At 70.5% G+C, this 13,786-nt stretch carries 10 protein-coding genes; 7 read left to right on the plus strand and 3 right to left on the minus strand.

Features of this window, described 5'->3' with window-relative positions:
- Positions 1-319 precede the first annotated feature (319 nt).
- Positions 320-1,132 carry a putative protein N(5)-glutamine methyltransferase gene (locus tag OG878_RS28065; protein ID WP_328889348.1) on the plus strand — a complete coding sequence of 271 codons (813 nt, stop codon included), beginning with the start codon at positions 320-322 and terminating at the stop codon, positions 1,130-1,132.
- A gap of 39 nt (positions 1,133-1,171) precedes the next feature.
- On the opposite strand, the gene OG878_RS28070 is transcribed toward OG878_RS28065, so the two are convergent.
- Positions 1,172-1,687 (minus strand): pyridoxamine 5'-phosphate oxidase family protein, encoded by a 516-nt coding sequence (locus OG878_RS28070; RefSeq protein WP_328889349.1) that lies wholly within the window; start codon positions 1,685-1,687, stop codon positions 1,172-1,174.
- Positions 1,688-1,824: 137 nt separating this feature from the next.
- On the opposite strand from OG878_RS28070, the gene OG878_RS28075 reads away from it, so the two are divergent.
- Positions 1,825-4,815 carry a bifunctional [glutamine synthetase] adenylyltransferase/[glutamine synthetase]-adenylyl-L-tyrosine phosphorylase gene (locus tag OG878_RS28075; protein ID WP_328889350.1) on the plus strand — a complete coding sequence of 997 codons (2,991 nt, stop codon included), beginning with the start codon at positions 1,825-1,827 and terminating at the stop codon, positions 4,813-4,815.
- Positions 4,816-4,911: 96 nt separating this feature from the next.
- Here OG878_RS28075 and OG878_RS28080 read toward each other — a convergent pair whose 3' ends face one another.
- The gene (locus OG878_RS28080) at positions 4,912-5,847 is read right to left on the minus strand and encodes a phosphatase PAP2 family protein (protein ID WP_328889351.1); all 936 of its coding nucleotides are present in this window, start codon (positions 5,845-5,847) and stop codon (positions 4,912-4,914) included.
- 74 nt (positions 5,848-5,921) lie between these two features.
- Positions 5,922-6,989, minus strand: a complete 1,068-nt coding sequence (locus tag OG878_RS28085) for a LacI family DNA-binding transcriptional regulator (RefSeq protein ID WP_328889352.1) — start codon at positions 6,987-6,989, stop codon at positions 5,922-5,924.
- 394 nt (positions 6,990-7,383) lie between these two features.
- On the opposite strand from OG878_RS28085, the gene OG878_RS28090 reads away from it, so the two are divergent.
- From OG878_RS28090 to OG878_RS28110, 5 genes are all read left to right on the plus strand, one after another.
- The gene (locus OG878_RS28090; RefSeq protein WP_328889353.1) at positions 7,384-8,658 is read left to right on the plus strand and encodes an extracellular solute-binding protein; all 1,275 of its coding nucleotides are present in this window, start codon (positions 7,384-7,386) and stop codon (positions 8,656-8,658) included.
- Between the two features lie 20 nt (positions 8,659-8,678).
- Positions 8,679-9,692, plus strand: a complete 1,014-nt coding sequence (locus tag OG878_RS28095) for a carbohydrate ABC transporter permease (RefSeq protein WP_328889354.1) — start codon at positions 8,679-8,681, stop codon at positions 9,690-9,692.
- Entirely contained in the window at positions 9,686-10,591 is a 906-nt protein-coding gene (locus tag OG878_RS28100; protein WP_443049275.1) for a sugar ABC transporter permease, read from the plus strand. Before OG878_RS28095 ends, OG878_RS28100 begins: the two co-directional genes overlap by 7 nt.
- 103 nt (positions 10,592-10,694) lie before the next feature.
- Positions 10,695-12,371 (plus strand): glycoside hydrolase family 13 protein, encoded by a 1,677-nt coding sequence (locus OG878_RS28105; RefSeq protein ID WP_328889355.1) that lies wholly within the window; start codon positions 10,695-10,697, stop codon positions 12,369-12,371.
- Positions 12,372-12,496: 125 nt separating this feature from the next.
- Positions 12,497-13,609, plus strand: a complete 1,113-nt coding sequence (locus OG878_RS28110) for a LacI family DNA-binding transcriptional regulator (protein WP_328889356.1) — start codon at positions 12,497-12,499, stop codon at positions 13,607-13,609.
- The last annotated feature ends 177 nt before the right edge of the window (positions 13,610-13,786 follow it).

The raw sequence follows: 13,786 nt of genomic DNA on the forward strand, positions 1-13,786 counted from the left end.
ACGGGACCGGATCGACGGAGACGAATGTCCGAACTGGTGCCAGGGCGCCGGAGGGCCGGGCAGTGCGGCGCCGAGCGGCGGTCTCTCGTCGTCGAGCGCAGCCGAAGGCGCGGCGGGCGCCGCACCTGACCCCCTGACGGCGCATGGCAGGCGCCCAGGTGTGCTTCGGGTAGTGTTGCCGACCCCAGCACGGGGACGTACCGAGGAGGTGAGACCCATTACCGCTGTGTCAGTCTGGGTGCTCGCATCTCACGATCGCGTGGTCGAACCGGTATAGGTGACCGCGGAGCGCCCATCGGCATTCCGAAAGGCCCGCTCCATGCCGGACTTCCCGTCACCGCTTCCTTTTTCCGTCATCGTCACCACGCTTCGTGCCGCCGGCTGTGTATTCGCCGAGGACGAGGCCGAGTTGATCCTCTCCACGGCCGGTACGCCGGCCGAGCTCGCGGCCATGGTCGACCGCCGGGCGGCCGGACTGCCCCTTGAACACGTCCTCGGCTGGGCCGAGTTCCGCGGTCTGCGGATAGCGCTGGACCCCGGCGTCTTCGTGCCCCGCCGCCGCACCGAGTTCCTCGTCGACCAGGCCGTCGGCCTCCTGTCCCGTGCGGACGGACCTGCTGTGGTCGTCGATCTGTGCTGCGGTTCCGGTGCGTTGGGTGCCGCGCTGGCCGCCGCCCTGGGCCGGGTCGAACTGCACGCCTGCGACGTCGAACCCGCCGCGGTGCGGTGCGCGCGCCGCAATGTCGCCGGTGCGGGGGAGGTGTACGAGGGCGATCTCTTCGAACCGCTGCCGGCCTCGCTGCGCGGCCGCGTCGGGATTCTGCTCGCCAACGTGCCGTACGTACCCAGCGGGGACGTCGAACTCCTGCCCGCGGAGGCGCGGATCCATGAACCCCGGGTGGCGCTCGACGGCGGCGGGGACGGACTCGACGTGCTGCGCCGGGTGACCGCCGAGGCGCCGCGATGGCTGGCACCGGGCGGGCATCTGCTGGTCGAGACGAGCGAACGCCAGGCGGCCCGGGCCGAGGAGACCGTCGCCCGCAGCGGGCTTACCGCACGGGTGGTCACCTCGGACGAGCTGTACGCGACCGTCGTCATCGGCACGCAACCCGGTACCGCGACCGGTAGCTGAACCGCCCGGCGGCCGGGCTGCCCCGCCCGGCCGCCGGGGTCAGGCGAAGCGCCAGCGGGTCTGGCTGTACGGTTCGCCCTTGCCGAAGCCGAACGCCCTGCGCGGCGCCACCCGGAACACGTCGGCGCGGCCGCCCGCACCGTTGGCGAACGCACCGGCGTGGACCTCGAAGTGCCACTCCGCGCCGTACTTCGCCTCCCAGAGCTCGGCCAGCCGGGTCAGCCGGTTCTCGTCCGTCACCCGGTCCGCCCTGCCCTCGACCACCACGTCGAACCCGTGGGTCAGCGTGTTGTTGCCGGTGGTCACCACGACCTCCGGGTTCTTCGCCAGGTTCCGTGCCTTGCGCTCGGACGGGCCCGTGCAGAAGTGCAGCGCACCGTCCGACCAGAGCCCGATCAGCGGCGTGACATGCGGGCGGCCGTCCGGGCGGACCGTGGACAGCCAGAACAGCTCCGCCCCGGTCAGCACGGCGACCGCCTCCGACCACGGACGGGCGGTCGCGGTCCTGCCGCTGTAGTCGGGGTGCAGCTCGGCGACGGGTGCGTCTGCGGACATGGTGACGCCCTCCTGTGCGGGTTCTGAAAACGATCGTGCCTGCGAAGTGCGGACCACGCACCCGCTCCGAATTCATCGGCGCGGGGCTAGGCTCGAAGGGCTGGAAAGTGATCGGGCGGCGAGCAGGAGAGCACGGAATGACGACGGTGCCGGGGCGCAGGAGCAGTACGTTCACCCGACTGCTGCGGCACGGCTTCACCGATCCCTCCGCCGCGGAACGGCTGCTCGACCTGCCGGCTCTGTCGTCCGTGCGCACCGATCCGGTCCTGCTCGACGCGCTCGGCGCGACCGCGGACCCCGATCTTGCGCTGCAGGGGCTGGTCCGTCTGGTGGAGGCCGAGGACGCCGCCGAGCGGCAGACCCTGCTGGACACGCTCATCACCGCCAAGCCGCTGCGCGACCGGCTGCTCGGGGTGCTCGGGGCATCCGAGGCGCTCGGCGACCATCTGGCGCGGCACCCCCGCGACTGGCATGCGCTCGTCACGTACGAGGCCACCGATCTGCACCCCGGGGTGGCCGAGTTCGAGCACGAACTCGCCGAGGCCGACGACCCGGACTCGCTGCGCGTCGCCTACCGCCGGTGCCTGCTGGCCATAGCGGCCCGCGATGTGTGCGGTACGACGGACGTCGCCGAGACGGCCGCCGAGCTCGCCGATCTGGCGACCGCGACGCTGCGGGCCGCGCTCGCCATCGCCCGCACGGCCGCCCCCGAGGACGCCGCCGTGTGCCGGCTCGCGGTCATCGCGATGGGCAAGTGCGGCGGCCACGAACTGAACTACGTCTCCGACGTCGACGTCATCTTCGTGGCGGAACCGTTGGACGGCGCCGAGGAGAGCAAGGCCGTGCAGGGTGCCACCCGGCTGGCCGCGCACATGATGCGGATCTGTTCGGACACCACCGTCGAGGGCACCATCTGGCCGGTCGACGCCAACCTCCGCCCGGAGGGCCGCAACGGGCCCCTCGTACGGACGCTGTCCTCGCATCTGGCGTACTACCAGCGCTGGGCCAAGACCTGGGAGTTCCAGGCGCTGCTCAAGGCCCGGCCGGTGGCGGGCGACCCCGAGCTGGGTGCCGAGTACGTCGACGCCGTATCGCCGCTGGTGTGGCAGGCCGCGGACCGGGAGAACTTCGTCGGCGACGTACAGAAGATGCGCCGCCGCGTCATCGACAACATCCCGGCGGACCGGGTCGACCGGGAGATCAAGCTGGGTCCCGGTGGACTGCGGGACGTCGAGTTCGCCGTGCAGCTGCTCCAGCTCGTGCACGGCCGCAGCGACGCCTCCCTGCACAGCGGCTCGACCCTGGAGGCCCTGCGGGCGCTCGCCGAAGGCGGTTACGTCGGGCGGGTGGACGCCGCGCAGCTCGACGACGCGTACCGCTTCCTGCGCGCCATGGAGCACCGCATCCAGCTGTACCGGTTGCGCCGCACGCACCTCGTACCCCAGGACGACCCGGGCCTGCGCCGGCTCGGGCGTTCCCTGGGGATGCGTACGGACCCCCTCACCGAGCTCAACCAGGAGTGGAAGCGGCACGCGTCCGTGGTGCGACGGCTGCACGAGAAGCTGTTCTACCGGCCGCTGCTGGATGCCGTCGCCCAGCTCGCGCCCGGCGAGACCCGGCTCAGCGCGAAGGCCGCCGGGGTTCGCCTCGAAGCGCTCGGGTACGCCGATCCGGCCGCCGCGCTCCGGCACCTGGAGGCGCTGTCGTCCGGGGTGTCCCGCAAGGCCGCCATCCAGCGCACCCTGCTGCCGGTGCTGCTCGGCTGGTTCGCGGACTCCGCCGACCCGGACGCCGGGCTCCTCGGCTTCCGCAAGGTGTCCGACGCGCTCGGCAAGACCCCCTGGTACCTGCGGCTGCTGCGCGACGAGGGCGCGGCCGCGGAGAACCTCGCCCGTGTCCTGTCGGCAGGCCGGCTCGCCCCCGACCTGCTGCTGAGGGCCCCCGAAGCGGTGGCGATCCTCGGCGACCCGCAGGGGCTCGCTCCACGCAGCCGCAGCCATCTGGAGCAGGAGGTGCTGGCCGCGGTGGGGCGGGCGGACGACGCCGAGTCCGCGGTCGCGGTGGTCCGCGGGGTGCGCCGGCGCGAACTGTTCCGCACGACGGCCGCAGACCTCATCGGCTCGTACGGCACCGAGGAGAGTCCCGCCGAGACCGACCACGGCGCGCTCGTCGACCAGGTCGGCAACGCGGTCACCGACCTGAACGCCGTCACGATCGCCGGCGCCCTGCGCGCCGCCGTACGCGAACAGTGGGGCGACACCCTCCCCACCCGGTTCGCGGTCATCGGCATGGGCCGCTTCGGCGGTCATGAACTCGGTTACGGTTCCGACGCCGACGTCCTGTTCGTGCACGCACCGCGCGAGGGCGTCGACGAACAGGAGGCCGCCCGGGCCGCCAACACCCTCGTCGCCGAGATGCGCAGGCTGCTGCAGCTGCCCACCGCCGATCCGCCGCTGATCATCGACGCGGATCTGCGGCCCGAGGGCAAGAGCGGGCCGCTGGTGCGCACCTTGAAGTCGTACGAGGCGTACTACCGCCGGTGGTCGCTGGTCTGGGAGAGCCAGGCCCTGCTGCGCGCCGAACCGCTGGCCGGCGACGAGGACCTCGGCCGCGACTTCGTCGCACTGATCGACCCGCTGCGCTACCCCATGGAAGGACTCGGCGAGGACGCGGTCCGCGAGATCCGCCGCCTCAAGGCCCGCATGGAGTCCGAACGGATGCCGCGCGGCGCCGACCCGACGCTCCACACCAAGCTGGGGCGCGGCGGGCTCAGCGACGTCGAGTGGACGGTGCAGCTGATGCAGATGCAGCACGGCTGGGCGGAGCCGGGCCTGCGCACGACCCGCACCAGGGAGGCACTGGCCGCGGCGTGCGCGGCGGAACTGATCCCGACCGAGGACGCGCAGACCCTGGACGAGGCGTGGGTGCTGGCGACCCGGGTCCGCAACGCGGTGATGCTGGTACGCGGCCGCCCCGGCGACACGTTCCCGTCGGGCCCGCGCGAGCTGACGGCCGTGGGCCGCTACCTCGGGTACGAACCGGGGCACGTGGGCGACATGCTCGACGACTACCGGCGGATCACCCGGCGGGCGCGGGCGGTGGTGGAGGAGCGGTTCTACGGGGCGTGACGGCGTGGATCCTGAGCGCGGCGGCCCCGCAGGGGCGACGCAGTCCGGTCCCGGTCCGGTCCGGGGTCTTCGGCGCCCAGCCCCCCGGCGGGGCGCTCACTGACGCGCGGGTGCCTCCGTGGCCGCGGCCGGCCGGCGGACCCGGATCGGCCCGCCCGGGCCGAGAGCCGAGAGCCTGGCCCGCGCGGGCGGTGCGACCCGCTTCTGGAGGTGGTGCGGCAGCGCTCCGTACCAGGCGTACGACACCGCGTACCCGAACGCCAGGCAGGTCATGCCGCCCACCGCGTCCAGCCAGAAGTGGTTCGCGGTCGACACGATCACGACCAGGGTGACCGTCGGGTAGAGCAGTCCGGCGATACGGGCCCAGGGAGCCGAAGCCAGTGCGAAGACGGTCAGACCGCACCAGAGCGACCAGCCGATATGCATCGACGGCATCGCCGCGTACTGGTTCGACATGTTCTTGAAGTTGCCTGAGGCCATCGAACCCCAGGTGTGGTGCACCAGCACGGTGTCGATGAAGTGCCCGCCGTTCATCAGACGCGGCGGCGCCAGCGGAAACAGGTAGTACCCGAGCAGCGCGACGCCGGTGGTCGCGAACAGCACCAGGCGCGCTGCCGCGTAACGGCCGGGATGGAAACGGAACAGCCACACCAGCACACCGATGGTGACGACGAAGTGCAGTGTCGCGTAGTAGTAGTTCATCGAGACGATCAGCCATGTCACGGAGTTCACGGCGTGGTTGACGGACTGCTCGACGGCGATGCCCAGGATCTTCTCCGTCGACCAGAGCCGGTCGGCGTTGCTGAGGGCGGCGGCCTTCTGCTCGGGGACCGCGTTGCGCACCAGCGAGTAGAGCCAGTAACTGACCGCGATCAGCAGGACTTCGAACCACACGCGTGGCCGGCGCGGCGACCGCAGTGAACGCAACCCCGCCAGCCTGTCCCGCTTCGCCTCGGGGTCCGCCTCGTCCTGGATGGGTGACGGGGTGGCCGCCGTTCGGCCTTCCTGTGACTTCACGCTCAACTCACCCATAGGCGTAGATCCTGCCAGATACGTGCCTTTGCCCGATCATCCTCCGATCGGGTGCCGGCTGCACATCATGCACCCTACGGGCGGGCGTGCGACCCTGATTCCGTAGGGATTGCGGTGGCCGGGTCGGGACCGGGACCCGCGGCGGTGGAGCCGCGGACCACCAGCTCCGGCATGAAGACGAACTCGCTGTGCGGGGCCGGTGTGCCGCCGATCTCCTCGAGGAGGGTGCGCACCGCGGCCTGGCCCATCGCCGTCACCGGCTGGCGGATCGTGGTGAGCGGCGGATCGGTGAACGCTATGAGCGGCGAATCGTCGTAGCCGACGACCGACAGATCGCGCGGTACTTCCATCGACAGCCGTCGTGCCGCCCGGATCGCGCCGAGCGCCATCATGTCGCTCGCGCAGACCACCGCCGTGCACCCGCGCTCTATCAGCGCCGAGGCGGCCGCCTGGCCGCCCTCCAGGGTGAACAGCGAGTGCTGGATCAGCACCTCCACCTCGTCCGAGGTGAGGTTCAACTGCTCCTGCACGGTGGAGTGGAAGCCCTCGATCTTGCGGAGCACGGGGACGAAGCGCTTGGGCCCGACCGCGAGACCGATCCGCTGATGGCCGAGCGAGACCAGGTGCGTCACCGCGAGCCGCATCGCCGCCCGGTCGTCGGGGGAGATGAAAGGTGCCTGCACCTTCGGCGAGAAACCGTTGACCAGCACGAAGGGCACGCCCTGGGCGCGCAGTTGCTCGTACCGCTGCATGTCGGCCGAGGTGTCGGCATGCAGCCCGGAGACGAAGATGATGCCGGAGACGCCACGGTCGACGAGCATCTCGGTGAGTTCGTCCTCGGTGGAACCACCGGGCGTCTGCGTCGCCAGCACCGGCGTGTAGCCCTGCCGCGTCAGCGCCTGGCCGATGACCTGGGCGAGCGCCGGGAAGATGGGGTTCTCCAGCTCGGGCGTGATCAGCCCGACCAGCCCCGCGCTGCGCCTGCGCAGCCGTACCGGCCGTTCGTAGCCGAGGACGTCGAGCGCGGCGAGGACGGATTCACGGGTGGCTGCAGCAACACCTGGCTTGCCGTTCAGTACGCGGCTGACCGTAGCTTCGCTGACCCCCGCCTGAATTGCGATATCGGCAAGCCGTGCGGTCATGGGAGTGGACTGTACCGGGCGTATGTCGGATTGCCCACCATGCACGGGAATCGGGCGACTGCTGTGCTCTCCGGGGGGTGGCGGTGACCGGCCGCAGGTACGGGCGCCGGCCTCCCCGGCAGTGCCGCCGCAACATCTTGCAAGTCCTTGCGGGGTCCGATGTGCGCACCGCAATCGGACCGTCGCGCCGTGAAAGCATGGCCTGCGCCTTCCCCTGCCAGGGGCGGGGCGGTTCCGTCAAGAGGCTTGACGGCAACCGTGAGGACACGCAAATGTAACGATCGGCGAAGCTTGCAGAAATCTTCCGCAAACTCTTTCGGTCGTCTTTCATCCTTGTTACGTTCTCGTCGACCCGGCGCCGCGATGGAGCGGTACGGCAGTTGAAGGAGTTCAGATGCGACGTGGCATAACGGCCACCGCCCTGGTCGCGGCCCTGGCGTTCGCGGCGACCGCCTGCGGCAGCGATGACAAGTCCGACGGCTCGAGCAAGAGCTCCGGCGAGCTCTCCGGGACCGTTACGTGGTGGGACACGTCCACCGCGGGCAGCGAGGACAAGGTCTTCAAGAAGATTGCCGAAGGCTTCGAGAAGGAGCACCCGAAGGTCGACGTCAAGTACGTCAACGTGCCCTTCGGTGAGGCGCAGAACAAGTTCAAGAACGCTGCGCAGTCCGGCTCCGGCGCCCCCGACGTGATCCGCTCCGAGGTCGCGTGGACCCCCGAGTTCGCGGACCTCGGCTACCTCGCGCCGCTGGACGGCACCCCCGCCCTGCAGAAGGCCGACGACTTCCTGAAGCAGGCCGCCGCCTCCACCAAGTACAACGGCAAGACGTACGCGGTGCCGCAGGTCATCGACTCCATGGGCATCTTCTACAACAAGAAGATCTTCAAGGAGGCCGGCGTCGAGGTTCCCACCACCGTCGCCGAGCTGAAGACCGTCTCCAAGAAGATCAAGGACAAGACCGGCAAGACCGGCCTGTACCTGCGCGGCGACGACGCGTACTGGTTCCTGTCCTTCCTGTACGGCGAGGGCGGCGACCTCGTCGACGCGTCCACCAAGTCCGTCACCGTCGACAACCCCGAGGGCGTCAAGGCGATGAAGGTCGTCAAGGACCTCGTCGACTCCGGTGCGGCCAAGACCGACGCGACCGACGGCTGGGAGAACATGCAGTCGTCCTTCAAGGACGGCAAGGTCGCCATGATGATCAACGGCCCGTGGGCCGTCGCCGACACCTACGCCGGCAAGGAGTTCCAGGACAAGGCCAACCTGGGCGTCGCCCCGGTCCCGGCCGGCTCCACCGCGCAGGGCGCCCCGCAGGGCGGTCACAACCTGGCCGTCTACGCGGGCTCCAAGAACCTCGAGGCCTCCTACGCCTTCGTCGACTACATGACGTCCACGAAGACCCAGGCCCAGGTCACCAAGGAGCTGAACCTCCTGCCGACCCGTACCTCCGCCTACTCGGAGGAGGCCGTCGTCGACAACGAGATCGTCAGCTTCTTCCAGCCGGTCGTCGAGACCGCCGTCGAGCGTCCCTGGATCCCCGAGACCGGCAGCCTCTTCGCCCCGCTCGTCACCGAGTACACCAAGGTCCTGACCGGCCAGACCACGCCGGAGAAGGCCGCCAAGGCCACCGGTGACTCCTACCGCAAGCTCCTCAAGGGCTGGAAGTAACCAGAAAGGCAGGCCGACTGATGGCTGTCCACACCAGCCAGTCGGTGGCAACGGCCGCGGGCGACGATGTCGCCCGCGGCCGGAGCCGCGGTACTGGTACCCCACCACGAAGCAGGCTCCGGCGCGCTCTGTCGACCCACTGGTACGCGTGGACGATGGTCGCCCCGGTCGTCGTCGTGATCGGCGTCATCATCGGCTACCCGCTGGTCCGCGGCGTCTACCTGTCGCTGACCGACGCCAATGAGCGCAATGTCGAACGGTCCATCGGCGTCAACCACCTGCCCGCGACGTACAAGTTCGTCGGCCTGGACAACTACGCCGACGCGCTCACGGGGAACCAGTTCCTCGGCACGCTCGGGTGGACCCTGGTGTGGACGGTCGCCTGCGTGAGCATCACGTTCGCCCTCGGCATGGCCCTCGCCAACATCCTCAACCGGCGGATCGCCGGCCGCTCCGCCTACCGGATGGCGCTGATCCTGCCCTGGGCCATCCCCGGCTTCGTCTCCGTCTTCGCCTGGCGCTTCCTCTACAACGAGGACCGCGGGCTGCTCAACAAGATCCTTTCCGGTGCGGGCATCGACTCCATACCGTGGCTCAACGACCCCACCTGGGCGAAGTTCTCGGTCATCGCCGTCAACGTGTGGCTCGGCGTGCCGTTCATGATGGTCGCCCTGCTCGGCGGCCTGCAGTCCATCCCCAGCGAGCAGTACGAGGCTGCCGAGATGGACGGCGCCACCGCCTGGCAGCGGTTCCGCCACATCACGCTGCCCGGGCTGCGTCCGGTCTCCACCACGGTGATCCTGCTGTCGACCATCTGGACGTTCAACATGTTCCCGGTGATCTTCCTGCTGACCCGCGGCGGACCCGGTGAGGCCACCCAGATCCTGGTGACCCAGGCGTACAAGTTCTCCTTCGAGATCAGCCCGCGCGACTTCGCGCAGTCCTCCACCTGGGGCGTGCTGATCCTCGTACTCCTGATGCTCTTCGCCGCGGTCTACCGGCGAGTCCTCCGCACGCAGGGAGATAACTGGTGACCACCGCCCCCGCCCGCGCCGCACGCCGCTCCGCCGCTCCGGCAGCGCGCCACTCGGCCCGCAAGGTCCGGCTGCGCGGCGAGCGCTCGCCGCTCGCCTCCGTCGGACTGCACCTCACGCTGATCGTCGCCTCCGTGATCGCCGTGTTCCCTGTGCTCTGGGTCCTGCTGACCTCGCTGAAGCCCGCCGCGTACGCGACGACGACGGACTTCTTCAAGGAAACGACCTTCGAGAACTACACGAACCTGATCAAGGACACCGAGTTCCTGACCTGGTTCGGAAACTCCGTGGTCGTCGCCGGGCTCACCACCGTCCTCGGCGTCTTCGTCTCCGCCACCACCGGCTACGCCGTCAGCCGTTTCCGGTTCCCCGGCAAGCGCGGGCTGATGTGGACGCTGCTGATCACCCAGATGTTCCCGGTCGCCGTCCTCATCGTGCCGATCTACAACATCATGTCGGGCCTGGGTCTGCTCAACCAGCCCGCCGGCCTCGTCATCACCTACCTCACCATCGCGGTGCCGTTCTGCGCCTGGATGATGAAGGGCTTCTTCGACACCATCCCGCGCGAGATCGACGAGTCGGGGCAGGTCGACGGCCTCACCCCGTTCGGCACGTTCTGGCGGCTGATCCTGCCGCTCGCCAAGCCCGGCCTCGCCGTCACCGCGTTCTACTCCTTCATCACCGCCTGGGGCGAAGTGGCGTACGCATCCGCCTTCATGGTCGGCGACGAGAACCTCACCCTCGCCGGCGGACTGCAGAAGTTCGTCAACCAGTACGGAGCCCAGTGGGGGCCGATGACCGCCGCGTCCGTGCTCATTGCGATACCCGCGGCGCTGGTCTTCCTCTTCGCCCAGCGCCACCTGGTCACCGGCATGTCCGCCGGAGCAGTCAAGGGCTGACGCACCCCCCACCCCGCACGACCCGCACGCACCAAGGCTCGGCGGCGCCGGATCCCCGACCCGGTCCCGGCGCCGCTCCCCACCCAGACACCTCAGGGACGACATGACCCAGCACCTCGCTGCCCCCTCCACCGGCACGTCCGGCGACGCCGTGGGCCACCGCACCGGCTGGTGGCAGGACGCGGTGATCTACCAGGTCTATCCACGGAGCTTCGCCGACGGCAACGGCGACGGCATGGGCGATCTCGCAGGCGTACGCGGCAGACTTCCCTACCTCAAGGACCTCGGTGTCGACGCGGTCTGGCTCAGCCCGTTCTACGCCTCGCCGCAGGCCGACGCGGGCTACGACGTCTCCGACTACCGCGCCATCGACCCGATGTTCGGCACCCTGCTGGACGCCGACGCGCTGATCCGGGACGCCCACGACCTGGGCCTGCGGATCATCGTCGACCTGGTGCCCAACCACTCCTCCGACCAGCACGAGTGGTTCAAGCGCGCCCTCGCCGAGGGCCCCGGCTCCGCACTGCGCGAGCGCTACCACTTCCGCCCCGGCAAGGGCACGGACGGCGAGCTGCCGCCCAACGACTGGGAGTCCATCTTCGGCGGCCCCGCCTGGACCCGGACCACCGACCCGGACGGCACCCCCGGCGACTGGTACCTCCACCTGTTCGCGCCCGAGCAGCCCGACTTCAACTGGGAGCACCCGGCCGTCGCCGACGAGTTCCGCTCGATCCTGCGGTTCTGGCTCGACATGGGCGTCGACGGGTTCCGTGTCGACGTCGCCCACGGGCTCGTCAAGGCCGAGGGCCTGCCCGACCTCGGCACCCACGACCAGCTCAAGCTGCTCGGAAACGATGTCATGCCGTTCTTCGACCAGGACGGGGTGCACGAGATCTACCGTTCCTGGCGCACCATCCTCGACGAGTACCCCGGCGACCGCATCGCCGTCGCCGAGGCATGGACCCCGACCGTCGAGCGCACCGCGAACTATGTGCGCCACGACGAGATGCACCAGGCGTTCAACTTCCAGTACCTCTCCACCGACTGGGACGCAGCCGAGCTGCGCAAGGTCATCGACGTCTCGCTCGACGCGATGCGCCCGGTCGGCGCCCCCACCACCTGGGTGCTCTCCAACCACGACGTCACCCGGCACGCCACCCGGTTCGCCAACCCGCCCGGCCTCGGCACCCAGATCCGCACCGCCGGCGACCGCGAGATGGGTCTGCGCCGGGCCCGCGCCGCCAGCCTGCTGATGCTGGCGCTGCCCGGCTCCGCCTACGTCTACCAGGGCGAGGAGCTCGGCCTGCCCGACGTCACGGACCTGCCCGACGAGGCCCGCCAGGACCCGTCGTTCTTCCGCGCCGAAGGCCAGGACGGTTACCGCGACGGCTGCCGGGTGCCGATCCCGTGGACCCGCGACGGCAGCTCGTACGGCTTCGGCACCGGAGGCAGCTGGCTGCCCCAGCCCGACAGCTGGGGCGAGCTGAGCGTCGAGGCCCAGACCGGCACGGCCGGCTCCACCCTGGAGCTGTACCGGTCCGCGCTCACCGCACGGCGGGTGCACCCGGGGCTCGGCGCCGGGACCGACGTGGAGTGGCTGGACGCCCCCGAGGGACTGCTGGCCTTCGCCCGCCCCGGCTTCGTGTGCACCGTCAACACGACCGGCCGGCCGGTCCGTATCCCGGTCCCCGGTCAGGTGATGCTCTCCAGCAACCCCGTCGTCACCGACGGGGCCGAGGCCGAGCTGCCCGCGGACACCACGGTGTGGTGGACGGTGTGACCGTCCCCCTGCCCAGGGGCTCTCGTTCGGATCAGGCCGGATCAGGGAGCGGGGACCGGCGCGCGCAGCTGCAAGGCGGAGGAAGGAGCCCACGCGAAGGGGGCCCCTCCCATGCCTTTCGGGCTATGGGGGAGTCGGCGACCGACGACAACGCCGCAGACGTGCGCGCCAGTACCCGCGAGCCCGGCAAGATCCGAACGAGAGGCCCGGGGAGCGGCGGTGCGCCGAGGCTCTCGGACATCGCCGGTCAGGCCTCGGTCAGCGAGGCGACCGTCAGCCGGGTGCTCAACGGCAAACCGGGCGTCGCGGACACCACGCGTCAGCGGGTGCTCGCGGCGCTCGACATCCTGGGCTACGAGCGCCCGGTACGGCTGCGGCAGCGCAGCGCCGGGCTGATCGGACTGGTGACCCCCGAGCTCACCAACCCGATCTTCCCGGCGTTCGCCCAGTCCGTCGAGCAGGTCCTGGCCGGGCACGGCTACACCCCGGTGCTCTGCACCCAGCTGCCCGGCGGTGCGACCGAGGACGAGCTCGTCGAGCAGCTCGTCGAACGCGGCGTCGGCGGGATCGTCTTCCTCTCCGGGCTGCACGCAGACCTGTCGGCCGACCCCGCCCGGTACGCCGCGCTGACCGACCGCGGCGTGCCGTTCGTCCTGATCAACGGCTACAACGAACGGATCAGCGCCCCCTTCGTCTCGCCCGACGACTCCGCCGCCGTCCGGATGGCCGTCGGACATCTCGCCGAACTCGGCCACCGCAAGGTCGGCCTGGCCATCGGGCCGCAGCGCTATGTGCCGTCCCGCCGCAAACGGGACGGCTTCGTCGATGCCGCCGTGAAGCTGCTCGGCATGACCCGCGCCGAGGCCGAACTCCTCGTCTGCTCCACGCTGTTCAGCGTCGAGGGCGGCCAGGTCGCGGCCGGGGCGCTGCTCGACCAGGGGTGCACCGGCATCGTCTGCGGCAGCGACCTGATGGCCCTCGGCGTGGTGCGCGCCGCCCGGGACCGCGGACTCGACGTGCCGCGCGACGTGTCGGTGGTCGGCTTCGACGACTCGCAGCTGATCGCGTTCACCGATCCGCCCCTGACGACTGTGCGGCAGCCGGTGCAGGCGATGGCGGCCGCCGCGGTCGGCGCGCTGCTGGAGGAGATCGGCGGCAGCCCCGTGCAGCGTACGGAGTACGTGTTCCAGCCGGAGCTGGTGGTACGGGGGTCCACCGCGGCGGTCCGCGCCGTCTGACGGCATGGTGAACGCACAGGAGAGGCACCGGGAGTCGGCCCTGAATGGACCGGCGGGGAGTGAGTGACTCCGGGTGCCTCTCTTGCCGTGACCGGCCCGGCCGGCCGGGCGCGTGGGGCCCCTGAGGTACCGGAGCCCCCGGCCGACCGGGCCGGAGTCGGGATGAACTTAACAGCA

This window comes from Streptomyces sp. NBC_00316 (assembly GCF_036158715.1).
GTDB lineage: Bacteria > Actinomycetota > Actinomycetes > Streptomycetales > Streptomycetaceae > Streptomyces.

What these genes read in the sequence shown, in the direction of transcription:
- OG878_RS28095 (WP_328889354.1), top strand. Translation starts at nt 8,679, where the DNA reads ATGGCTGTCCACACCAGCCAGTCGGTGGCAACGGCCGCGGGCGACGAT.
- OG878_RS28070 (WP_328889349.1), bottom strand. Translation starts at nt 1,687, where the DNA reads ATGTCCGCAGACGCACCCGTCGCCGAGCTGCACCCCGACTACAGCGGC.
- OG878_RS28110 (WP_328889356.1), top strand. Translation starts at nt 12,497, where the DNA reads ATGGGGGAGTCGGCGACCGACGACAACGCCGCAGACGTGCGCGCCAGT.
- OG878_RS28105 (WP_328889355.1), top strand. Translation starts at nt 10,695, where the DNA reads ATGACCCAGCACCTCGCTGCCCCCTCCACCGGCACGTCCGGCGACGCC.
- OG878_RS28075 (WP_328889350.1), top strand. Translation starts at nt 1,825, where the DNA reads ATGACGACGGTGCCGGGGCGCAGGAGCAGTACGTTCACCCGACTGCTG.
- OG878_RS28080 (WP_328889351.1), bottom strand. Translation starts at nt 5,847, where the DNA reads ATGGGTGAGTTGAGCGTGAAGTCACAGGAAGGCCGAACGGCGGCCACC.
- OG878_RS28090 (WP_328889353.1), top strand. Translation starts at nt 7,384, where the DNA reads ATGCGACGTGGCATAACGGCCACCGCCCTGGTCGCGGCCCTGGCGTTC.
- OG878_RS28065 (WP_328889348.1), top strand. Translation starts at nt 320, where the DNA reads ATGCCGGACTTCCCGTCACCGCTTCCTTTTTCCGTCATCGTCACCACG.
- OG878_RS28085 (WP_328889352.1), bottom strand. Translation starts at nt 6,989, where the DNA reads ATGACCGCACGGCTTGCCGATATCGCAATTCAGGCGGGGGTCAGCGAA.